We start from the raw sequence: 21,147 nt of genomic DNA, 5'->3' as shown, positions 1-21,147 counted from the left end.
GAAGCGGACATGATCAGACCCGACCTCTCCCTCCCCATTCCCGAGACGATCACCTCCGCGCACTTCATCGGCATCGGTGGATCCGGGATGAGCGGACTCGCCAGGATGTTCCTCGACGCGGGCATCCGTGTGTCCGGCAGCGACCGCGCAGACAGCGACAACCTGCGGGCGCTGGCCGCCGCGGGGGCGACGGTCCACGTCGGTCATGATGCCGCCCACCTCGGCGATGCCGACACGGTCGTGCACACCGGCGCCATCTGGCCGGAGAACCCGGAGTTCGTCACCGCCAAGGAGCGGGGCCTCCATGTCATCCACCGGTCCCAGGCTCTGCACTGGCTGATCGGCACCCGGCGCCTCGTCTCGGTGGCCGGTGCCCACGGCAAGACCACCTCGACGGGCATGATCGTCACGGCGCTGCGCGATCTCGGTGCCGATCCGCACTTCGTCAACGGCGGTGTGATCGAGCAGCTCGGCACGTCCAGCGCCACCGGGAGCGGCGACCTCTTCGTCATCGAGGCGGACGAGTCCGACGGGACCTTCCTCCTGTACGACACGGCTGTGGCGCTCATCACGAACGTCGATCCCGACCACCTCGACCACTACGGCTCCGACGAGGCCTTCCATCAGGCGTTCGTGCAGTTCGCCGACGCCGCGACCGAGGCCGTGGTGATCTCCAGTGACGACGCAGGCGCACTGCGCGTCGGTGCGGGCCTGTCGCACCCGAACGTCCTCACCTTCGGACAGGCGGATGGCGCGGATGTGCGCGTCACCGACATCGTCGCGGCGGGACCGGTCGCTGCCACGTTGACGCACGGCGACGAGCACGCCCGGATGCAGCTCGCCGTCCCCGGCATCCACAACGCGATCAATGCGGCCGGCGCCGTCGCCGTTCTCCGCGCCCTCGGCTATCCGCTCGCCGACGCCGTTCGAGCGGTGGAGGGCTTCGCCGGTACGGTGCGTCGCCTCGAGCAGCACGGCGTCGAGCGTGGAGTCACCGTGTACGACGACTACTCGCACCACCCGACGGAGGTGCGCGCGGCGCTCGAAGCCATGCGCAGCATCGCCGGGTCCGGTCGGATCATCGCGATCCAGCAGCCTCACACCTACTCGCGCACGCAGCACATGTATCAGGAGTTCGCCGACGTCCTGGAGCAGTTCGCCGACCACACCGTGATGCTCGACGTCTACGGGGCCAGGGAAGACCCCGTGCCCGGTGTCACGGGCGAGCTCGTCAGCGGTGCGTTCCGTGACCCGTCGCACGTCCACTACGTCGCGGACTGGCAGCAGGCCGCCGACTACACCGCCTCGGTCGCGCGAGACGGCGATTTCGTCGTCACGCTCGGGTGCGGCAACGTGTACCAGATCATCCCGCAGGTCCTGGACTCTCTGCGCCGGACCGACGAGGAGTAGCCGATGCGCCGGCCCGCACCGCTTCCGACCAGTCCGGAGTCTCCGGACGAGAAGGACGCCGCGCCGGAGGAGAGGTCTCGTCGGCGGCGACGCGATCCCGGAGCGGATCAGGACTCTCCGTCGACTTCAGACACGGCACCCGGCGAGGATCCGGACAACACCGCGGTCGAGGACCCGCAGCCGACGTCGACGATGGATGTCTGGCGCGCGGCACGTGCGCGTCGGAAAGCCCTTCGTGCGGAGATCCGGCGTTTCACGCAGAGGTCGCGGCGGAGGAGGATCGCCTGGTTGAGCGGCATCGGCGCCGCACTGCTGCTGGTCGGGGGCAGTGTCGCCGCAGCGTACAGTCCGCTCTTCGCCGTGCAGAAGATCACCGTGGACGGTGCCACGAGTCTCGATCCCGCCGCGATCGAGGCGGCGCTGGGGGATCAGCTCGGCACTCCACTCGCACTGGTCGACTCCAGCAAGGTGAAGGCCGCGTTGCTGGGCTTCCCCCTCATCGAGACCTATGCCCTCGAAGCGCGCCCGCCGCATGACCTCACCGTGCGGATAGTCGAGCGCACGCCCGTCGGCGTGCTCCGCTCTGACGCCGGCTACACGCTGGTGGACGCGGCCGGCGTGGTCCTTTCGACCACCTCCGATCAGCCGGCTGGGCAGCCCGTGCTCGATGTCGTCGGCGGCGTCGAATCGGCGGCCTTCCGGAGCGCGGGCCTCGTCGTGCGCACTCTTCCCGCGGACGTGCGCGCCGCTCTGACCGGCGTCCGCGCGACGACGGCGGACGACGTGACCCTCACCCTCAACGGTGGGTTGACGGTGGTCTGGGGGAGTGCGGAGGAGTCGGCGCTGAAGGCCGTCGTGCTGTCGAAGACGATGGCGGCGAACCCGGCGGCGGCCTCGATCGACGTGACTTCTCCCGAAGTCGCCGTCGTCGGCTGAGTGCTTTCGCCGGGAATGGGGCGACACGCCCGTGTCTTCGCGCATCCACGGCCGGGCGGCGCTTACCTTCGATCAAAGAGAACGCAATACCGGGAAATACTTTACACCTCTAGTTGAGGTTTAAGGTTCACCCACTTCCAGGCTCGAATAATCGGAGGCCGGCCATGAGCCAGAACCAGAACTACCTCGCCGTGATCAAGGTCGTCGGCGTCGGCGGTGGCGGCGTCAACGCCGTGAACCGCATGATCGATCTCGGCCTCCGCGGAGTCGAGTTCATCGCCGTGAACACCGATGCGCAGGCGCTGCTCATGAGCGACGCCGACGTCAAGCTCGACGTCGGTCGTGAACTCACCCGCGGTCTCGGCGCAGGTGCCGATCCCGAGGTGGGGCGTCGTGCCGCCGAGGACCACGCCGAGGAGATCGAGCAGGCGCTGACCGGCGCCGACATGGTCTTCGTGACGGCGGGCGAGGGTGGCGGTACCGGAACCGGTGGGGCTCCCGTCGTGGCACGCATCGCGAAGTCCATCGGCGCCCTCACCATCGGTGTCGTGACCAAGCCGTTCTCCTTCGAGGGGCGCCGTCGCCAGAGCCAGGCTGAGGCCGGCGTCTCCAAGCTCAAGGAAGAAGTCGACACCCTCATCGTGGTGCCGAACGACCGTCTCCTCGAGATCAGCGACCGCGGTATCTCGATGATCGAGGCGTTCGCCACGGCCGACCAGGTCCTCCTCGCCGGTGTGCAGGGCATCACGGACCTCATCACGACCCCGGGTCTCATCAACCTCGACTTCGCCGACGTCAAGTCCGTGATGCAGGGAGCAGGCTCCGCCCTCATGGGCATCGGCTCCGCTCGCGGTGCAGATCGCGCGATCAAGGCTGCAGAGCTGGCCGTGGAATCCCCGCTCCTCGAAGCGAGCATCGAGGGTGCGCACGGCGTTCTGCTGTCCATCCAGGGTGGTTCCAACCTCGGCATCTTCGAGATCCATGACGCGGCAGACCTCGTCAAGGAAGCCGCTCACCCCGAGGCCAACATCATCTTCGGTACCGTCATCGACGACACGCTCGGCGACGAGGTGCGCGTGACCGTGATCGCAGCAGGCTTCGACGGCGGTGAGCCCTCGCTGCGGCTGGACCCGATGGTCGTCTCCCGGCCCTCGACGACTCCGCTCCCCGAGGTGGCGCTCGATGAGGAGACGGACAGCAAGCCCGAGCCGGTCAAGCCCGAGCCGGTCCAGCAGCGTGTTCCGACCACCAGCATCGAGCCGGCTTTCGCGGACGACGACATCGACATCCCTGAATTCCTGAAGTGATCTCTCCGGTCGACGTCCCGGGGCTCGCGCCTCTGGCTGCGCGGCTGTCGGCGATCGATGACGAGATCGCCGCGGCCGCGAACGCCGTGGGACGGAATCACGACGAGATCACCAGGATCGTGGTGACGAAGTTCCATCCGGCATCGCTGGTGCGCGACCTTCACGAGCTCGGAGTGCGCGACGTCGGCGAGAACCGTCAGCAGGAGCTGTCGGCGAAGGAGAGCGAGCTCACCGAGCTTGACCTGCGATGGCATTTCATCGGCCAGGGCCAGACCAATAAGGCGAGCGCGATCCGACGGAGCGCGGCGGTCGTGCATTCGGTCGATCGCGACCGCTTCGCCGACGCCCTGCACCGCGCGGCCGATGATGACGATCGGCTGGACGTGCTGGTGCAGATCAACCTCACCGATGATCCCGGCCGCGGGGGAGTGGCGCCGGCGCAGGCGGTCGCTCTCGCGGAGCACGTCCTCTCGCTGCCGTCGTTACGCCTGCGCGGCGTGATGGCCGTGGCGCCGCTCGACGAGGAGCCTGCCCCCGCCTTCGCACGATTGCACGGCATCGCGGAGAGCGTCCGAGCGATCGATCCTTCGGCATCGTGGATCTCGGCCGGGATGACGGGGGACTTCGTCGAGGCGATCGCCGCCGGCGCGACACACCTGCGGATCGGTTCCGCAATCACCGGCCCCCGGCCCGAGCGGGGTTAACCTGTGAACAGACCAGCCCGACACGTTCGAACCGGAGGACACGATGGGTAACCCACTGAAGAAGACCATGGTGTATCTCGGCCTCGCCGATGAGGAAGAGGTCTACGAAGAAGAAGCGCAGGCGCCAGCCCGCGCTCACCGCGAACGTGATCGTGACCGCGAGGAGCCGGCACCGGCCCCCGTCACACCGCTTCGCCGCCCCGTCGCCGTCCGCCAGCCGTCTGCAGGAGCCGTGAACGAGATCCTCACCGTCCACCCGAAGCAGTACCGCGACGCCCAGCTGATCGCGGAGAGCTTCCGCGAGGGTGTCCCGGTCATCATCAACCTCTCGCAGATGAGCGATGCCGATGCGCGTCGCCTCATCGACTTCGCGAGCGGGCTCTCGCTCGGCCTCTACGGCCGGATCGAGCGCGTGACCTCGAAGGTGTTCCTGCTCTCGCCGGAGAACATCGCGGTCTCGGGTCACGGGGGCATCGCACACGCAGACGCCGAGTCTGCGAGCTTCGACCAGTCCTAGCCCGTGCAGCTGGTCTCGGTCCTCGCGAGCATCGTTCATCTGGTGCTCCTCCTTTACGTCATCGTGCTCTTCGCGCGGCTGATCCTGGACTACATCCCGATGTTCAATCGGGAGTGGCGACCCAAGGGTTTCGGGCTCGTCGCCGCTGAGGCGGTCTACACGCTCACCGATCCGCCCATCCGGTTCTTCCGACGGATCATCCCGCCGTTGCGGATCGGTTCGCTGTCGCTCGACTTCGGGTTCGCGCTCACACTGCTGATCGTTCTGATTCTGATGAACATCGTCCGACTGTTCGTCCGCTGAATCACCGGCGTGTCCTGTGTTCCGGCTGCGGCGACTTCCCACTCTCTGAGTGTCGTGACATCGCGGCACCGATGCGCGGGGGCTATGCTGGCACCCAGGTGCGCGCCCCGGGTTCGCGCCACATCACGACCACGCCATACATCGATACTGGCAATCGAACTCATCGAAAGAGGAGCCACCCATGGCACTTACCCCGGATGACGTCGTCACCAAGCAGTTCCAGCACGTCCGCTTCAAGGACGGCTTCGACCCGGACGAGGTGGACGACTTCCTCGACGAGATCGTCATCGAGTGGCGCAAGGCTCTCGAGGAGAACGTCGAGCTGAAGGCCAAGCTGGCCGCGTACGAGTCCGGTGCTGCCCCTGAGGCCGCCGCTCCCGCTGCCGAGGCCCCCGCCGCCGCTCCTGTCGTCGAGGCTCCGGCAGAGCCGGCTCCGACCGGATCCGCGACCGCCACCGCCGGCATCATCGAGCTCGCGCAGCGTCTGCACGACGAGCACGTGGCCGAGGGTGAGGCCAAGCGCAACCAGCTCATCACCGAGGCTGAGACCGAGGTCGCGCGCATCCGCACCGAGGCCGAGGCCAAGCAGCGCGAAGAGACCGCACGTCTCGAGCGCGAGCGCAACACGCTCGAGGCTCGGATCACGGAGCTCCGCAACTTCGAGCGCGACTACCGCTCGCAGCTGCGCGGCTACATCGAGGGCCAGCTCCGCGAGCTCGACGAGAAGTCGACCTCCACGGACTCGACCCCCGTCTCCGCGATCGGTCTGTAAGGCGCCCTCTTGTCAGGACGCCGTCCCCTTCCTCGGTCGGCGGCCGGCGCGATCGTTGCGATTCTCGCAGCGCTCGTGCTGGCCGCCGATCAGTTTGTGAAGTACCTCACGATCGAGAACCTGCCCTATCAGGAGCCGGTTCCCGTGCTCGGCGAGTTCCTTCAGCTGTACTACGTGCGCAATCCCGGAGCTGCCTTCTCGCTCGGGTCCGAAGTCACGTGGATCTTCACGATCGCCCTCGCGGTCGTGGCAGGCGTGATCGTCTGGAAGGCATTCGGTCTCAAGTCCCGGCTGTGGGCTGTCGTCCTCGGTTGCCTTCTCGGCGGAGTGCTCGGTAATCTCAGCGACCGTCTGTTCCGTGAGCCCGGTTTCCCGGTAGGACATGTCGTCGACATGATCTCGATGCCGTGGATGATGCCGGCGATCTTCAACGTCGCCGACGTCTTCATCGTGACGGGGATGATCTCCGTGGCGCTGCTCGTTGTCGTCGGCTTGCGCTTCGACGGTACGCGGGAGCGCGATCACCAGCTGGTGCAGACCGAGGCCGAGGCCGAGGCTGCAGCGGCCATGGAGGCGACCGACACCGATGGCGACATGGTCGACGCAGCCGATGCGGCCGACGCGGCACCACGGCGAAAGGTCGACGACACGCCTTCGGAGGGCGCGGCACCCGCAGCGGAGGGACGTTGACCGTGGAGTCGCGGTCACTGCCGGTACCCGACGGCCTCGACGGCACGCGTGTCGATGCGGCCCTGGCGAAACTGATGGGTTTCTCCCGCACCTTCGCTGCCGACGTCGCCGCCGCGGGAGGAGTGCGCCTTGACGGCGTCACGCTCGACAAGTCCGATCGCTTGCGAGGGGGCGGCTGGCTCGACATCGAATGGCAGCCGAAGGAGGCGCCGAAGATCGTCCCGATCGCGGTGCCGGAGCTCGGCATCGTCTACGACGATGACGACATCGTCGTCGTCGACAAGCCGACGGGCGTCGCAGCCCATCCTTCCCTCGGCTGGGAGGGGCCCACAGTCGTCGGTGCCCTCGCCGCAGCGGGCTTCCGTGTCTCGACCAGTGGCGCGCCAGAGCGTCAGGGCGTGGTGCACCGGCTGGACGTGGGCACGAGCGGCCTCCTGGTCGTCGCGAAGTCGGAGCACGCCTACACGGTGCTGAAGCAGGCGTTCAAGGACCGCACGGTCGAGAAGATCTATCACGCCGTCGTCCAGGGGCACCCAGATCCGCTCGCCGGTACGATCGACGCCCCGATCGGGCGCCATCCCAATCACTCCTGGAAGTTCGCCGTCGTCCCGGATGGGAAGCCGTCCGTCACGCACTATGAGACCCTCGAGGCCTTTCCCGGCGCATCGCTGCTCGAGATCCACCTCGAGACCGGCCGCACGCATCAGATCCGCGTGCACATGGCTGCGCACCGACACCCGTGCGTCGGCGACCCGCTGTACGGTGCCGACCCGACGCTCTCGGCGCGGCTGGGGCTCACCCGCCAGTGGTTGCATGCGCATCAGCTCGCCTTCGCGCATCCGACGACGGGTGATTGGGTGCAGTTCGAGTCTCCCTACCCTGCGGATTTCGAGCACGCTCTGGATGTGCTGCGCGGGGAATGATCCCCGTGTCTCGCCGACGTGTGTCCGTGACGTGCGTGACACTGGGCGCATGACCATCGAGGTTCATCCCGCCACAGATTTCGACGACGTCGCGACACTCGTCGGGCCGAGGAAGCCGACGTCGAACGTGTGCTTCTGCCTGAGCTATCGAATCGGGAGCAAGGAGAATGTTGCGCTGAAGGGGCAAGCTCGTGCCGATCGCGTGCGTGAACTCTGCCATCAGGATCCTCCACCCGGAGTGATCGCATACCTCGACCGGGAACCGGTCGGGTGGGCCGCCCTCCAGCCGCGTCGGGAGACGAGCTTCGCCCGAAACCGGCTGATCCCGCACGTCGACGATCTCGACGTCTGGTCGCTGTGGTGCTTCCGGGTTCGGCCCGGGTACCGGAAGCAGGGGGTAACGCACGCGCTCCTCGAGGGCGCGGTCGCCTACGCGAGAGAGCGCGGGGCTCCGGCGATCGAGGGCTACCCCGTCGACAACGGCGACGAGAAGGTGAACCTGACGATGGCATACGTCGGTACTCGGTCGCTGTTCGAGAGCGCGGGGTTCGAGAGGGCCGCCGACACCCGGTCCGTGCTCGACGGGTTCCCCCGAGTCCTGATGCGGCTCGAGCTCGGAGCATCGTCGACGCCGTCGAAGAAACCGTGAACCGCTCTGCGGCGCACGGCCAATACATAGCGTGACCACAGACAGCGAGATCATCCAGCGATCTCTTCAGCAGCCGGCGGCGTTTGCCGAGCTCTTCGACAGACACGCGCGCGCCATCAACGCATTCGCCACGTATCGCATCGGTCGGCATGGGGCGGAGGACGTCCTGAGCGAGACGTTCCTCGTCGCATTCCGCCGCCGAGCCGATTTCGACACGGACGTCGAGTCGGCGGCGCCGTGGCTCCTCGGGATAGCCTCGCGCCTGATCCGCCGCCACCGTGCGCTCGAAGCGAAGCACTGGAGGTCTTTCGCAGCGTCCATCTCTCAGCAGGAGCATTCTTCGCTCGGAGGCCTGGACGACGCGATGTCTCGGGTCGACGCCGAGCGCGAAGTCCAATCCCTGAGAACGCGGATCGCGGCCCTCGCCCCGAAGGACAGGGAGACGCTCCTGCTCTACGCGTGGGAGGGGCTGACGTACGAGGAGATCGCCGTCGCACTCGCCGTACCGGTGGGAACGGTGCGATCGCGCCTGAACAGGGTCCGCACACGGCTGGACTCCACCCGAAGGATCCAGGCATTCGAGCAGCAGCAGAAGGGGGAGACCCTTGGACATGTTTGAGAAGGCCCAGCAGACCAGGCCCGACATCGAGGGCGCTGAGGAGAACATCGCGGCCGCGCGAGCTGTTCTCCTGACCGAGATCGAGGGTGAGCGCAGGCCGGTACGTGCTCGAGGAGCACGGAGGTCGTGGCTGATAGCCGCAGGCTCGCTCGGCGCGGTGGCTGCGGTCACCACCGGGGTGCTCGTGATGAGCGGTATCGCCGCGCCGGCCCCCGCGCCCACGGTGGAAGCGGTGCCGACACGTGCGCCGGGTCCGGTGCTCGTGCCGAGCCCGGCGCCGACCCCCACAGCCACCCCGATGACAGGGCCTGAGGCGCTCCTGGGAGCTGCGAACTCAGCCGCGGGATTCACGCCGCCCCAGCTTGCCCCCGGACAGTATCAGCGCCGTGCATGGACGACGGAGTCGTTGGGTGTGTTCGATGCCGATCTGGGTGTCGCAGGGCAACCCGGCTACAGCGTCTCGCGAGCGGCGGCGTCGAGTGGGTGGGTGATCAGTCGCAGTGGCGCCGACTACGCTCCTGCAGATCTGCACTCGCAGTGGTACGGAGAATGGGGGGCTCCGGTGGCGGGCAGCGTCTACGGCGACCAGACGGAGGGGCATGCGGGACAGAGCGCGGCGATGCAGGGCTACGGGCCGGCCGTCTCGTTGTTCGCCTCGGCCGCCCCCCGGTTGTCCGAGGGCGGGATCGAAGACGTCCTGTGGTTCTTCGATTCGATGCCACGTGACCCCGACGCCATGATCGGGTGGATCCACGACTACCTGGGTTCGGACGAGCAGGGATGGGCCGACGGAAAGGTCGGGTGGCTGATCATCGGACTGCTCTCGCACAACGTCGGGGACCCGGAGCTGCGAGCGTCGATGTACCGCGCACTCAGTTTGCTCCCCGGGTCGACGGTGGGTGCCGAGCTGAACGGCGAACGGGTGGTCACGTTCGACTCGCAGCTCGGCTCGTCTGAGACTGCGGAGACATCGTTGAGGCGCTACACGGTGACGATCGAGATGGCGACGGGCCTCGTGACCGAGATCACTGACACCAGTTCGGTCGGCGAAGGGGTGATCCCGAGTGACGTTCCGGACGTCCGGATGACCTTCGAGACGAGTGTGGTCGACACGCTTCCGTGACGAGTTTCGACAGAGCCCCGGCACCGACCTCCGGTGTCGGGGCCCCGCCGTAGACTCGAAGGCATGGCATCCGACTCCTTCGTCCACCTGCACGTGCACAGCGAGTACTCGATGCTCGACGGTGCGGCGAAGATCAATGCGATGACCCAGGCGGCTGCCGAATACGGGATGCCCGCGATCGCCGTCACCGATCACGGCAACACCTTCGCGGCCTTCGAGTTCTACAACGCCGCCCGAAACGCCGGCATCAAGCCCATCATCGGGCTCGAGGCGTACATGACCCCCGGCACCCACCGCAGCGACAAGACTCGTGTGCAGTGGGGCTCGCCCGACCAGAAGAGCGATGACGTCTCGGGTTCCGGCGCGTACACCCACATGACGATGTGGAGCCAGAGCACCGAGGGCATGCACAATCTCTTCCGCATCAGCTCGCGATCGAGCATGGAGGGGTACTACTTCAAGCCGCGTATGGACCGCGAGCTGCTCCAGACCTACGGCAAGGGACTCATCGCCACGACAGGCTGCCCTTCGGGGGAGATCCAGACACGTCTGCGACTGGGGCAGTACGACGCAGCACGCGCGGCAGCAGCCGAGTTCCAGGACATCTTCGGCAAGGAGAACTACTTCGCCGAGATCATGGACCACGGTCTGTCGATCGAGCGGCGCGTCATGACAGATCTGCTCCGGCTGTCGAAGGACCTGAACATCCCCCTGGTCGCCACGAACGACTCGCACTACACGCACCAGCACGAGGCCGATGCGCACGAGGCTCTCCTGTGCGTGCAGTCGGGTTCGACGATGGACGACCCGAATCGGTTCAAGTTCGACGGCGACGGCTACTACATCAAGACAGCGGCCGAGATGCGGCAGCTCTTCCGAGACCACCCGGAAGCATGTGACAACACGCTGCTGATCGCCGAGCGATGCGAGGTGGAGTTCAACACCTCGGCGAACTACATGCCGCGATTCCCGGTGCCGGACGGCGAGACCGAGGACAGCTGGCTCATCAAAGAGGTCGAGGCCGGGCTCCACTACCGCTATCCGGGTGGCATTCCCGACAAGGTGCGCAAGCAGGCCGAGTACGAGACCGGCATCATCCTGCAGATGGGGTTCCCCGGATACTTCCTGGTCGTCGCCGACTTCATCAACTGGGCGAAGGACAACGGCATCCGGGTCGGTCCTGGCCGTGGCTCCGGTGCCGGATCGATGGTCGCGTACGCGATGAGGATCACCGACCTCGATCCGCTCGAGCACGGACTGATCTTCGAGCGATTCCTCAACCCCGACCGTGTGTCGATGCCCGACTTCGACGTCGACTTCGATGACCGGCGCCGTGGCGAGGTCATCGACTACGTCACGGAGAAGTACGGCTCCGAGCGCGTCGCGCAGATCGTCACGTACGGCACCATCAAGTCCAAGCAGGCGCTGAAGGACGCCGGGCGCGTGCTCGGGTTCCCGTTCAGCATGGGAGAGCGTCTCACCAAGGCGATGCCGCCGCCCGTGATGGGCAAGGACATGCCCCTGGACGGCATGTTCGACTCGGCGCACCCGCGGTACAAGGAGGCGAGCGAGTTCCGCACGCTGATCGAGACCGATCCGGAGGCGAAGACCGTCTTCGACCGTGCGCTGGGTCTCGAGGGGCTGAAGCGCCAGTGGGGTGTGCACGCCGCCGGTGTGATCATGTCATCCGACCCGCTGCTCGACATCATCCCGATCATGCGTCGTGAGCAGGACGGCCAGATCGTCACGCAGTTCGACTACCCGTCGTGCGAGTCGCTCGGTCTGATCAAGATGGACTTCCTGGGGCTCCGCAACCTCACGATCATCTCCGACGCGCTCGACAACATCCGTACCAACCGCGGTGAGGAGCTCGACCTCGAGCACCTCGGCCTCGACGACCCCGGCGTGTATCAGCTGCTCGCCCGCGGAGACACCCTCGGCGTGTTCCAGCTCGACAGCCCGCCTCTGCGTTCCTTGATGCGGCTGATGAAGCCCGACAACTTCGGCGACATCTCGGCACTCATCGCCCTGTACCGTCCGGGGCCCATGGGTGCCAACTCGCACACGAACTACGCCCTGCGCAAGAACGGCCTGCAGGAGATCACTCCGATCCATCCTGAATTGGAAGCGCCTCTCGCCGAGATCCTGCAGGAGTCCTACGGACTCATCATCTACCAGGAGCAGGTCATGGCCATCGCTCAGGCGGTCGCCGGCTTCAGCCTCGGACAGGCAGACATCCTCCGTCGCGCCATGGGCAAGAAGAAGAAGTCCGAGCTCGACAAGCAGTACGAGGGTTTCGCCGGCGGTATGAAGGAACGCGGCTTCGGCGAGGCGGCGATCAAGGCCCTGTGGGACATCCTGCTGCCCTTCTCGGACTACGCCTTCAACAAGGCGCACTCCGCCGCGTACGGCCTGGTGTCGTACTGGACCGCGTACCTCAAGGCGCACTATCCCGCCGAGTACATGGCGGCGCTGCTCACCAGCGTCGGCGACTCGAAGGACAAGATGGCGCTGTACCTGAACGAGTGCCGTCGCATGGGCATCAAGGTGCTCCCGCCCGACGTCTCCGACTCGATCAACTTCTTCGCCGCCGTGGGCGACGACATCCGCTTCGGCCTCGGAGCCGTGCGCAACGTCGGCAGCAACGTCGTCGAAGGCATCGTCCAGGCCCGCAAGGACGAGCGCTTCACCTCGTTCCATCACTTCCTCGAGAAGGTTCCTCTGCACGTCTCGAACAAGCGCACCGTCGAGTCCCTGATCAAGGCGGGCGCGTTCGACTCCATGGGAGACACTCGTCGCGCGCTGTACGAGGTGCACGAAGATGCGGTCGAGGCGGCGGTCGACCGCAAGCGCAACGAGGCCCAGGGGGCGATCGGCTTCGACTTCGACAGCCTGTACGACGGGACCGAAGAGGTCGCGCCGGCGAAGGTCCCGGCCAGACCCGAGTGGGTCAAGAAGGACAAGCTCGCGTTCGAGCGGGAGATGCTCGGGCTCTACGTGTCGGACCACCCTCTCGCCGGACTCGAGGTACCGCTCGCGAAGCATGCGTCGATCTCGATCAACGATCTGAACAACTCCGAAGACCTGCAGGACGGCGACCAGGTGACGGTGGCCGGACTCGTGACCAGCGTGCAGCACCGCGTGGCCAAGGCGAGCGGAAACCCGTACGGCATGATCACCGTAGAGGACTTCAACGGTGAGGTCACCGTGATGTTCATGGGAAAGACGTACACCGAGTTCCAGCACACGCTGCAGCAGGACGCGATCCTCGCCGTGCGCGGGCGCGTGTCCAGGCGCGACGACGGGCTCAACCTGCACGCGCAGTCGGCGTTCGCTCCCGACGTGGGCTCTTTCGACGCCGCCGGCCCGCTGGCACTCGTCCTCGCCGAGCAGCGAGCGACCGAGCGGGTGATGACGGAACTCGCGGAGGTGCTCCGGCGCCACAACGGAGACACCGAGGTGGTGCTCCGCGTGCACCGGGGCGGCACGGCGAAGGTCTTCGAGGTGCCGATGCCCGTCAAGGTGTCCGCGGATCTGTTCGGTGACCTCAAGTCGCTGCTCGGGCCCACCTGTCTGGGGTGAGCGGGGTAGGATCGTGAGCCGTCGGCAGCACGACGAAACCACCCGTCGAGCCCCGTGACGAAAGGACCACGCATGAGCACGGATCTCCCCGAAACGGATCCTGAGGACGAGGTCTTCAGCGACGACGACGGTGTCCTCTACGACGAAGAGGTCACGCCGGAGTTCGGAATCCTCGGGTTCACGCTGCGCGAGCTACTGATCGTGGGCGTGTGGCTGCTTTCGTTCGTGTTCTCGTTCTTCCCGCTCATCGGCGACCTCTCGCTCTGGGGCGTCGGAATCCAGTGGGTGCTTCCGATCGCGCTGCCCACCGTCGCCGTGTTCCTTCTGGTGCTCCGCCGATTCTCGCCCGACGGCATCCGCCGGGTCGGCTCACTCGGCATCGATCAGTTCGCCTCTGTCGCGTTCTCCGTGTCCGCCGTGGTCTGGATCGGCAGTCTGTGGCTCGCGATCTCCGCGCTCGTCTCCGGCGGCGTCTGGACCCTCCCATGGAACGGAGTCGCCCTGGTCGTCACCTCTGTGGCGCTCGTCGTCCTCACGGTGTTCGCCCCGATCATCCCGGGGCTCAAGGAAGACTTCCACGGGCGTCTCGTGACGCTCGCGCACCGCAACGCGAACCCCGTTCGTCCCGTGATCGCGCGACCACGTCCCGAGCCCGCGACCAGTGACACGGTCGAAGAGCCGTCGCGCGTACCTGCGACCTCCGACGAGCTCGACGTGTCTGAAGAGGTCGAGACGCAGACCGACGTCATCGTCGACAGCTCGGCTCTTCCTCTCGTCATCGACCGCGATGTCGAGCTGTCGGGCCACCAGGCCACGGACGAGATCGCTCGCTTCGACCTCGCCGAGCAGGTGCCGCTCACCGCGCACGCGTCCGGTGGCGGGATCGGCACCACGCCGGAGGAGTCCGACGACGATTACGTCCCCTCGTACTCACGTCGCTCCCGCAGCCAGGAGCCGGAGATCGTCTCCGATACCGGGAGCATCGAATCGCTGCTCGAGACAGCGGCGACGTATGAGACGAGCACGGCCGCGGAAGAGCCGGAGCCGCTGATCCTGGAAGGTGTCACGGACGCCGACCTCGAGGCGACGAATCCCCGAGCGACGGCGCCCGCAGCCCAGCCGTTCTGGATCCTCGCGCCGTCCGAGCGCGACGTCCATGACGAGCGCGGAGAGCCTCTCTTCCGCATCGGCCCGAGCGCGTGGGCTCTCGTGATCGAGGACCGTGGGGGTGCGTTCGTCGTCCGACATGATGACGGACGGATCGGCTACCTCCACGACATCTCCGACATCACGAAGGGTTGACAATGCGCACGATCGATCTGCGAGGGCGTGAGCTCTCGCCCGCCGGCATGCTCGCCGCAGTCCCCAGAGCCACGCAGGCCAGAGCCGAAGCGCTGGACACCGCAGCGCGCATCGTCGACGACGTGCGCGAGCGCGGTGAGACTGCTCTTCGCGAGCAGGCCGAACGATTCGACGGGGTCACCGAGCACGACGTGCGCGTGCCTGCCGATCACCTCGTCACGGCGTTGGAAGAGCTCGCGCCTGAGGTGCGGAGTGCTCTCGAGGAGGCGATCCGCCGAGTGCGCCTCGCGTCGGCAGCCCAGGTTCCCGCGACGCAGGTGACGCGCATCGGGGAGGGGGCCGTCATCACGCAACGCTGGCAGCCGGTGCACCGCGTGGGGGTCTACATCCCCGGGGGTAAAGCCGTGTATCCGTCGAGCGTGATCATGAACGTCGTGCCGGCACAGATCGCCGGCGTCCAGGAGATCGCCCTGGCATCGCCGCCGCAGTCGGACCAGGGCGGACGTATCCACCCGACGATCCTCGCGGCGGCCGCGCTGCTGGGTGTGACCGAGGTCTACGCGATGGGCGGCGCGGGCGCGATCGGCGCGCTGGCCCACGGAGTGCCTTCGCTCGACCTCGATCCTGTCGACGTCGTGTCGGGTCCAGGGAACAACTACGTCGCGTCCGCCAAGCGCGCCGTCGCCGGCGTCGTCGGAACGGACTCGGAAGCCGGAGCCACGGAGATCCTCGTCGTCGCCGACGCCCACGCGGATCCTCGGCTCATCGCCGCAGACCTCGTCAGCCAGGCGGAGCACGACGAACAGGCATCAGCGGTGCTGGTGACGGACGCGGCGGATCTGGCCGAGAAGGTGGCCGCCGAAGTGGAGCGCATCGCCGCCGGCACACGCCACAGCGAACGTGTCGCGGCCGCGCTGTCGGGGCCGCAGTCCGCGATCGTCCTCGTCGACGATCGCGACATGGCCACCGCCTTCAGCAACGCCTATGCGCCGGAACACCTCGAACTCCACCTCGTCGACGCCGAGGAGGCTGCCGCGGACTTCACCAGCGCCGGGGCCGTGTTCGTCGGCGACCAGACGCCCGTCAGCCTCGGGGACTACATGGCAGGCAGCAATCACGTCCTGCCGACCGGAGGCCAGGCGCGCTATGCACCGGGCCTCGGGTCGTACACCTTCCTCCGCCCGCAGCAGGTGATCTCCTACGACAGAGATGCGCTGGCGGCTGTGCGGGCTGGAGTCGTCGCCCTCGCCGAAACCGAGGTGCTTCCTGCCCACGGCGAAGCGATCGAGGCGCGCTTCACCGCGTAGGATCGGTCAGATGCACTGCCCCTTCTGCCGACACCCCGATTCCCGCGTCATCGATTCGCGCACCAGCGACGACGGACTCTCGATCAGGCGTCGTCGACAGTGCCCGGAGTGCGGTGGCCGATTCACCACGACGGAGACCGCGAGCCTCAACGTGATCAAGCGTTCCGGGGTGATGGAGCCGTTCAGTCGGGAGAAGGTCATCACGGGCGTGCGCAAGGCCTGCCAGGGGCGTCCGGTCACCGAGGGCGACCTCGCGGTGCTCGCTCAACGCGTGGAAGAGGCCGTGCGGCAGACCGGCGTCTCGCAGCTCGACACGAACGAGATCGGTCTGGCCATCCTCGGACCGTTGCGCGAGCTCGACGAGGTCGCGTTCCTGCGGTTCGCCAGCGTCTATCAGGCGTTCGATTCGCTCGAAGACTTCGAGGCCGCCATCACCGACCTGCGCGCCGACCACACGAAGCGGGAGTCCGCGGAGCGGTAATCTGGCAGGGATGTATCCGCTGCTCTTCCGCGCTGTCCTGTCGCGCTTCGACCCCGAGTTCGCCCACCACGCCGGCATGGCGGTGATCCGTGTGCTCGGTGCACCTCCGTTCTCCTGGGCCACGCGGGCTCTCACCCGACCAGATCCGTCGCTTCAGGTCGAAGCCCTCGGTCTCACTTTCCCCTCACCGTTCGGTGTCGCTGCGGGGTTCGACAAGAACGCGGTGGGCGTGCGGGGACTCGCCGCACTGGGGTTCGGGCACGTGGAAGTGGGCACCGTGACGGCGATCCCTCAGGAGGGGAACCCCAAGCCGCGGCTGTTCCGTCTCGTCGAAGACCGAGCCGTGATCAATCGGATGGGCTTCAACAACGCGGGAGCGGATGCGGCCGCTCGTCGGCTCGCGCGGCTGCGGCGCGGCGCGCCCGACACGATCATCGGCGTCAACATCGGCAAGAGCCGTGTGGTCGACGTCGAAGATGCGACCGGCGACTACGTGGCTTCGGCGATGCGCCTCGCTCCGCTCGCCGATTACCTGGCTGTCAACGTGTCGTCACCGAACACGCCGGGACTGCGTGGCCTGCAGGCTGTCGAGACGCTCGCTCCCCTTCTTCGCGCCGTCAGGGAAGCCTCAGGCAGCACGCCCCTTCTCGTGAAGATCGCGCCCGACCTCCCGGATGACGAGATCACGGCGATCGCTCAGCTGGCCGTCGCCGAGGGACTGGCGGGGATCATCGCCCACAACACGACGATCAGCCGAGACGGGCTGCGAACGGACGCGGCGACCGTCGAGGCTGCGGGAGCGGGTGGACTCTCCGGGGCGCCGCTGAAGAAGCGGTCCCTCGAAGTGCTGCGCATCGTGCGCGACGCCGTTCCCGCAGATTTCTGCGTCATAGCCGTCGGGGGAGTGGAGACCGCCTCCGACGTGCAGGAGCGCCTCGACGCAGGTGCCACGCTCGTGCAGGGCTACACCGCGTTCCTGTACCGCGGCCCGTTCTGGGGTCGCGAGATCAACAGGGGACTGCTCAGGCGGGGTACTGACCGCGCTTGACCTGCGGCTTGGGCAGACGCATGAAGCGCATCTGCAGCGCGCGCATCGCCGCGTACCAGCCGAGGCCGCGCTCGAGTCGGTCCTTGCCGAACTTCGCGGCCGCCTTGCGCTTGACCCGCATGCCCAGCAGGATCATGCCGCCGATCGCGATCACGAGGTAGCCCATCATCACGATGTAGGCGTAGAAGGAGATGGCCGTGTTCGCCGGCACCAGCGAGGCGAGGATGACCAGCACCATGACACCCATCACGAACTCGGCCGGGTGCCACCCCGCGTCGACGTAGTCGCGGACCCAGCGGCGCTGCGGGCCCTTGTCGCGAACCGGGAGGTACTTCTCCTCACCGGCTGCCATGCCTGCCTGTGCGCGGGCGCGGCGCTCATTGAGCTCCGCCTTCGCCGCCGCCTTCGCCTCTTTGGTGTTGGCGACGAGGGGCCGACGACGAGCTGCCTCCTGCTCCGCACGGCTCGGCGTCGCGCGCCCCTTGCCGACGGAGGTCGTCTCGGGTGCGTCGTCGTTCGTGGAAGGGGAGGTAGGGGTAGTGGACACGGAGTTCCTCGGTTCGCCGGTGGGGGATCACCTTAAGATTACTCGCATGACCTCTCCTGTTCCTCCCCGTGAGTCCGACGCCGCCGTCCTCGAGGCCGTGGCGACCGGGATCCCCTCTGCGCTGTCGGATCTCGGCCACCTCGTGCGCATCCCGGGCATGGCCTGGCCGGCGTTCGATCAGACGCAGCTGGAACGCAGCGCGGAGGCCGTCGCCGCGCTCGCATCCGACACCGGTGTGTTCGACGAGGTGCGCGTGCTCCGCGCCGCGATCCCCGGGACGGACGAGCAGGGGCAGCCGGCCGTGCTCGCCACGCGTGCCGCGCGCAACGGCAAGCCGACGATCCTCCTCTACGCCCACCACGACGTGCAGCCTCCGGGGGACGACGCCGTGTGGGAGACCCCGCCGTTCGAGCCGACGGTGCGCGACGGGCGTCTCTACGGACGTGGGGCAGCGGACGACAAGGCCGGCATCATGTCGCACATCGCCTCGATCCGTGCCGTCAGCGAGGTGCTGGGCGATGACCTCGACCTGGGCATCGCGATGTTCATCGAGGGGGAGGAGGAGTACGGCTCCCGGTCGTTCGCGCAGTTCCTCTCCGACAACAAAGACGCTCTCCGCGCGGACGCGATCGTCGTGGCCGACTCCGGGAACTGGGACTCCGTGACCCCGGGGCTCACGGTCTCGCTCCGGGGCAACGCGCGCTTCACGATGCGTGTGCGCACCCTCGACCACGCTTCGCACTCCGGTATGTTCGGCGGAGCCGTGCCCGATGCGATGATGGCGACCGTCACCCTGCTCTCCACACTGTGGAACGCCGACGGCTCGGTCGCGGTCGAGGGGATGACCGAGCGGGATGCTCCCACTCCTGAATACACCGAGGCGACGCTCCGCGACGAGGCGGGTCTGCTGCCCGGCACCACGCCGATCGGCGGCGGCACCATCCTCAGCCGGATCTGGAACAAGCCCTCGGTGACGGTCATCGGGATCGATGCCACCAGTGTGGCGGCGGCTTCCAACACCCTGCTCCCCGAGGTGACGGTGGTCATCAGCGCGCGGGTGGCACCGGGCCAGACCGGCAGGGAGGCCTACGACGCACTCGAGAGTCATCTCCGCGCGCACGCGCCGTTCGGAGCAGAACTCGCCTTCTCGGACATCGACCTCGGTGACGGCTTCCTCGTCGACACGAGCGGCTGGGCTGTCGCCCTCACCCGCGACGCCATGCGCGACGGCTACGGGGTCGCTCCGGTCGACCTCGGGGTGGGCGGGTCGATCCCGTTCATCGCGGACCTCGTGCGGGAGTTCCCCGACGCGCAGATCCTGGTCACCGGTGTCGAGGACCCGCACTCGCGGGCGCACAGTCCGAACGAGTCGCTGCATCTCGACACCTTCCGCCATGCGATCGCGACCGAAGCGCTGCTGCTCGCCCGCATGAATGAGGAAGAACGCGGAGCCGTCTGAGATCAGCGGCGGTAGAATCGTCCGAGAAGCCGTGCACCCGCGGCCCGTCACAAGGAGCGACATGAGCGACACCACACTCTCCCCAGAGACCACCCGCGCACACGGCGTCACCCTGACCGACGCTGCCGCCACCAAGGTGAAGAACCTCCTGGAGCAGGAGGGCCGCGACGATCTGCGGCTGCGCGTTGCCGTGCAGCCGGGCGGATGCTCGGGCCTGATCTACCAGCTGTACTTCGACGAGCGCTACCTCGAGGGTGACGAGACCGTCGACTTCGACGGCGTGGAGGTCATCATCGACAACATGAGCGTCCCGTACCTCGACGGTGCGGCGATCGACTTCAAGGACACGATCTCCGAGCAGGGCTTCACGATCGACAACCCCAACGCGGCGGGAAGCTGCGCCTGCGGCGACAGCTTCCACTGATCCCGCTCCGTGCATACGGCCGCCGTCACCGCTGGTGACGGCGGCCGTTCTGGTTTCACTACCTGCGTGGATGGCATGAATCAGGTGTGAGGTTGCCCTAGACTTGGGTGTGCTCTGTTCGCGATCTGAAAGGTGCATCGTGCCCTCGAAACGCAGCCTTCGTTGGGCCGCCCTCCCTGTGGGAGTTGCGGCAGCCTTGGCCCTGGCGGGATGCTCTCCCACCGAGCTGAACGGCTTTCTTCCGGGCTTCGTGGAGGGTGGTCCCGCAGCCACCAACCAGACCGAGCGCGTCTCGTCGCTCTGGGTCAACTCCTGGATCGTGCTCCTCGCGGTCGGCATCATCACCTGGGGCCTGATGGCCTGGGCTGCGATCGCCTACCGCCGCCGCAAGGGCCAGACCGGCCTCCCGGTGCAGATGCGCTACAACATGCCGATCGAGATCTTCTACACGATCGTGCCGCTCATCCTCGTGCTGGGCATGTTCTTCTTCACGGCTCGCGACCAGTCCGAGATCGAGGCGAAGTGGGACGACCCCGACGTCGAGATCACCGCGATCGCGAAGCAGTGGGCGTGGGACTTCCAGTACGACGGCGAGGAGGAGGACAACTCCGACGCCGTCTGGACGATGGGTGTCCAGGCGCAGCCCGACAAGGACGGCAACATCGACCAGGCGCAGCTGCCGACCCTGGTGCTGCCCGTCGACAAGAAGGTCACGATCAACCTTCAGTCGCGCGACGTCATCCACTCCTTCTGGATCATCGACTTCCTGTACAAGAAGGACATGTTCATCGGGAAGGACAACTCCTGGTCGTTCATCCCGACTCGAGAGGGCGAGTACGCCGGTAAGTGCGCCGAGCTCTGCGGTGAATACCACTCCATGATGCTCTTCAACGTGAAGGTGGTCTCCCAGAGCGAGTACGACGCCTACGTGGCATCGCTCGAGGAGAAGGGCAACACCGGCGACATCACCGGTGCGTACGACCGTCTCGCGAACCTACCGGGGACCACCCCGAAGACCGACACCGAGGAAGGAGGGGAGTAAGC

At 67.1% G+C, this 21,147-nt stretch carries 21 protein-coding genes; 20 read left to right on the top strand and 1 reads right to left on the bottom strand.

Going from position 1 to position 21,147, the window contains the following annotated elements; all coding sequences use genetic code 11:
- The first annotated feature begins 9 nt into the window (after positions 1-9).
- From murC to AB4070_RS03770, 17 genes are all read left to right on the top strand, one after another.
- Positions 10-1,410 (top strand): UDP-N-acetylmuramate--L-alanine ligase, encoded by a 1,401-nt coding sequence (gene murC / locus AB4070_RS03850; protein WP_441978952.1) that lies wholly within the window; start codon positions 10-12, stop codon positions 1,408-1,410.
- A 3-nt stretch (positions 1,411-1,413) separates the two neighbouring features.
- The gene (locus AB4070_RS03845; protein ID WP_441978951.1) at positions 1,414-2,346 is read left to right on the top strand and encodes an FtsQ-type POTRA domain-containing protein; all 933 of its coding nucleotides are present in this window, start codon (positions 1,414-1,416) and stop codon (positions 2,344-2,346) included.
- A gap of 164 nt (positions 2,347-2,510) precedes the next feature.
- Complete coding sequence (gene ftsZ, locus AB4070_RS03840; RefSeq protein WP_441978950.1) at positions 2,511-3,653, top strand: cell division protein FtsZ; 1,143 nt, start codon at positions 2,511-2,513, stop codon at positions 3,651-3,653.
- Entirely contained in the window at positions 3,650-4,357 is a 708-nt protein-coding gene (locus AB4070_RS03835) for a YggS family pyridoxal phosphate-dependent enzyme (RefSeq protein WP_441978949.1), read from the top strand. Before ftsZ ends, AB4070_RS03835 begins: the two co-directional genes overlap by 4 nt.
- 43 nt (positions 4,358-4,400) lie before the next feature.
- A complete protein-coding gene (locus tag AB4070_RS03830; protein WP_046749318.1) occupies positions 4,401-4,874 on the top strand; it encodes a cell division protein SepF in 474 nt (157 codons plus the stop codon).
- Positions 4,875-4,877: 3 nt separating this feature from the next.
- On the top strand, positions 4,878-5,177 hold the full coding sequence (locus AB4070_RS03825; RefSeq protein WP_046749317.1) for a YggT family protein: 300 nt from the start codon (positions 4,878-4,880) through the stop codon (positions 5,175-5,177).
- 181 nt (positions 5,178-5,358) lie between these two features.
- Positions 5,359-5,949, top strand: a complete 591-nt coding sequence (locus AB4070_RS03820; RefSeq protein WP_282848389.1) for a DivIVA domain-containing protein — start codon at positions 5,359-5,361, stop codon at positions 5,947-5,949.
- Positions 5,950-5,958: 9 nt separating this feature from the next.
- A complete protein-coding gene (lspA, locus tag AB4070_RS03815; protein ID WP_441978948.1) occupies positions 5,959-6,639 on the top strand; it encodes a signal peptidase II in 681 nt (226 codons plus the stop codon).
- 2 nt (positions 6,640-6,641) lie between these two features.
- The gene (locus AB4070_RS03810) at positions 6,642-7,562 is read left to right on the top strand and encodes an RluA family pseudouridine synthase (RefSeq protein ID WP_441979033.1); all 921 of its coding nucleotides are present in this window, start codon (positions 6,642-6,644) and stop codon (positions 7,560-7,562) included.
- 49 nt (positions 7,563-7,611) lie between these two features.
- Positions 7,612-8,211 carry a GNAT family N-acetyltransferase gene (locus AB4070_RS03805; RefSeq protein WP_441978947.1) on the top strand — a complete coding sequence of 200 codons (600 nt, stop codon included), beginning with the start codon at positions 7,612-7,614 and terminating at the stop codon, positions 8,209-8,211.
- A 31-nt stretch (positions 8,212-8,242) separates the two neighbouring features.
- Complete coding sequence (locus AB4070_RS03800; protein WP_441978946.1) at positions 8,243-8,830, top strand: RNA polymerase sigma factor; 588 nt, start codon at positions 8,243-8,245, stop codon at positions 8,828-8,830.
- Positions 8,823-9,953, top strand: coding sequence for a hypothetical protein (locus AB4070_RS03795; protein WP_441978945.1), 1,131 nt, complete (start codon positions 8,823-8,825; stop codon positions 9,951-9,953). The genes AB4070_RS03800 and AB4070_RS03795 overlap by 8 nt, the downstream gene beginning before the upstream one ends.
- Positions 9,954-10,016: 63 nt before the next feature.
- Positions 10,017-13,535, top strand: coding sequence for a DNA polymerase III subunit alpha (dnaE, locus tag AB4070_RS03790; RefSeq protein WP_441978944.1), 3,519 nt, complete (start codon positions 10,017-10,019; stop codon positions 13,533-13,535).
- Positions 13,536-13,607: 72 nt separating this feature from the next.
- Entirely contained in the window at positions 13,608-14,837 is a 1,230-nt protein-coding gene (locus AB4070_RS03785; RefSeq protein ID WP_441978943.1) for a hypothetical protein, read from the top strand.
- Between the two features lie 2 nt (positions 14,838-14,839).
- The gene (gene hisD, locus AB4070_RS03780) at positions 14,840-16,144 is read left to right on the top strand and encodes a histidinol dehydrogenase (protein ID WP_441978942.1); all 1,305 of its coding nucleotides are present in this window, start codon (positions 14,840-14,842) and stop codon (positions 16,142-16,144) included.
- Between the two features lie 10 nt (positions 16,145-16,154).
- Positions 16,155-16,625 (top strand): transcriptional regulator NrdR, encoded by a 471-nt coding sequence (nrdR, locus tag AB4070_RS03775; protein ID WP_441978941.1) that lies wholly within the window; start codon positions 16,155-16,157, stop codon positions 16,623-16,625.
- Between the two features lie 10 nt (positions 16,626-16,635).
- Positions 16,636-17,673, top strand: coding sequence for a quinone-dependent dihydroorotate dehydrogenase (locus AB4070_RS03770; RefSeq protein ID WP_441978940.1), 1,038 nt, complete (start codon positions 16,636-16,638; stop codon positions 17,671-17,673).
- Here AB4070_RS03770 and AB4070_RS03765 read toward each other — a convergent pair.
- Positions 17,648-18,220, bottom strand: a complete 573-nt coding sequence (locus AB4070_RS03765) for a DUF3043 domain-containing protein (RefSeq protein ID WP_046749303.1) — start codon at positions 18,218-18,220, stop codon at positions 17,648-17,650. The genes AB4070_RS03770 and AB4070_RS03765 overlap by 26 nt on opposite strands.
- 46 nt (positions 18,221-18,266) lie before the next feature.
- On the opposite strand from AB4070_RS03765, the gene AB4070_RS03760 reads away from it, so the two are divergent.
- The 3 genes from AB4070_RS03760 to ctaC all read left to right on the top strand — a co-directional run bounded on the left by AB4070_RS03760 (position 18,267) and on the right by ctaC (position 21,145).
- Positions 18,267-19,679: a dipeptidase gene (locus AB4070_RS03760; protein WP_441978939.1), complete on the top strand. Its 1,413-nt coding sequence runs from the start codon at positions 18,267-18,269 to the stop codon at positions 19,677-19,679.
- A gap of 61 nt (positions 19,680-19,740) precedes the next feature.
- Complete coding sequence (gene erpA, locus AB4070_RS03755) at positions 19,741-20,103, top strand: iron-sulfur cluster insertion protein ErpA (protein ID WP_017830247.1); 363 nt, start codon at positions 19,741-19,743, stop codon at positions 20,101-20,103.
- A 139-nt stretch (positions 20,104-20,242) separates the two neighbouring features.
- Positions 20,243-21,145 carry an aa3-type cytochrome oxidase subunit II gene (ctaC, locus tag AB4070_RS03750; protein WP_441978938.1) on the top strand — a complete coding sequence of 301 codons (903 nt, stop codon included), beginning with the start codon at positions 20,243-20,245 and terminating at the stop codon, positions 21,143-21,145.
- Positions 21,146-21,147: the final 2 nt, after the last annotated feature.

Source organism: Microbacterium sp. 2RAF4, assembly GCF_052115285.1.
GTDB lineage: Bacteria > Actinomycetota > Actinomycetes > Actinomycetales > Microbacteriaceae > Microbacterium > Microbacterium oxydans.
This window is presented reverse-complemented; position numbering and strand designations above follow the sequence as displayed.

Bases quoted from the DNA above. Each gene is read 5' to 3' on its own strand.
- AB4070_RS03785 (WP_441978943.1), top strand. From the start codon at position 13,608: ATGAGCACGGATCTCCCCGAAACGGATCCTGAGGACGAGGTCTTCAGC.
- murC (WP_441978952.1), top strand. From the start codon at position 10: ATGATCAGACCCGACCTCTCCCTCCCCATTCCCGAGACGATCACCTCC.
- AB4070_RS03760 (WP_441978939.1), top strand. From the start codon at position 18,267: ATGACCTCTCCTGTTCCTCCCCGTGAGTCCGACGCCGCCGTCCTCGAG.
- nrdR (WP_441978941.1), top strand. From the start codon at position 16,155: ATGCACTGCCCCTTCTGCCGACACCCCGATTCCCGCGTCATCGATTCG.
- AB4070_RS03795 (WP_441978945.1), top strand. From the start codon at position 8,823: ATGTTTGAGAAGGCCCAGCAGACCAGGCCCGACATCGAGGGCGCTGAG.
- dnaE (WP_441978944.1), top strand. From the start codon at position 10,017: ATGGCATCCGACTCCTTCGTCCACCTGCACGTGCACAGCGAGTACTCG.
- AB4070_RS03770 (WP_441978940.1), top strand. From the start codon at position 16,636: ATGTATCCGCTGCTCTTCCGCGCTGTCCTGTCGCGCTTCGACCCCGAG.
- AB4070_RS03845 (WP_441978951.1), top strand. From the start codon at position 1,414: ATGCGCCGGCCCGCACCGCTTCCGACCAGTCCGGAGTCTCCGGACGAG.
- AB4070_RS03820 (WP_282848389.1), top strand. From the start codon at position 5,359: ATGGCACTTACCCCGGATGACGTCGTCACCAAGCAGTTCCAGCACGTC.
- AB4070_RS03805 (WP_441978947.1), top strand. From the start codon at position 7,612: ATGACCATCGAGGTTCATCCCGCCACAGATTTCGACGACGTCGCGACA.
- erpA (WP_017830247.1), top strand. From the start codon at position 19,741: ATGAGCGACACCACACTCTCCCCAGAGACCACCCGCGCACACGGCGTC.
- AB4070_RS03830 (WP_046749318.1), top strand. From the start codon at position 4,401: ATGGGTAACCCACTGAAGAAGACCATGGTGTATCTCGGCCTCGCCGAT.
- ftsZ (WP_441978950.1), top strand. From the start codon at position 2,511: ATGAGCCAGAACCAGAACTACCTCGCCGTGATCAAGGTCGTCGGCGTC.
- hisD (WP_441978942.1), top strand. From the start codon at position 14,840: ATGCGCACGATCGATCTGCGAGGGCGTGAGCTCTCGCCCGCCGGCATG.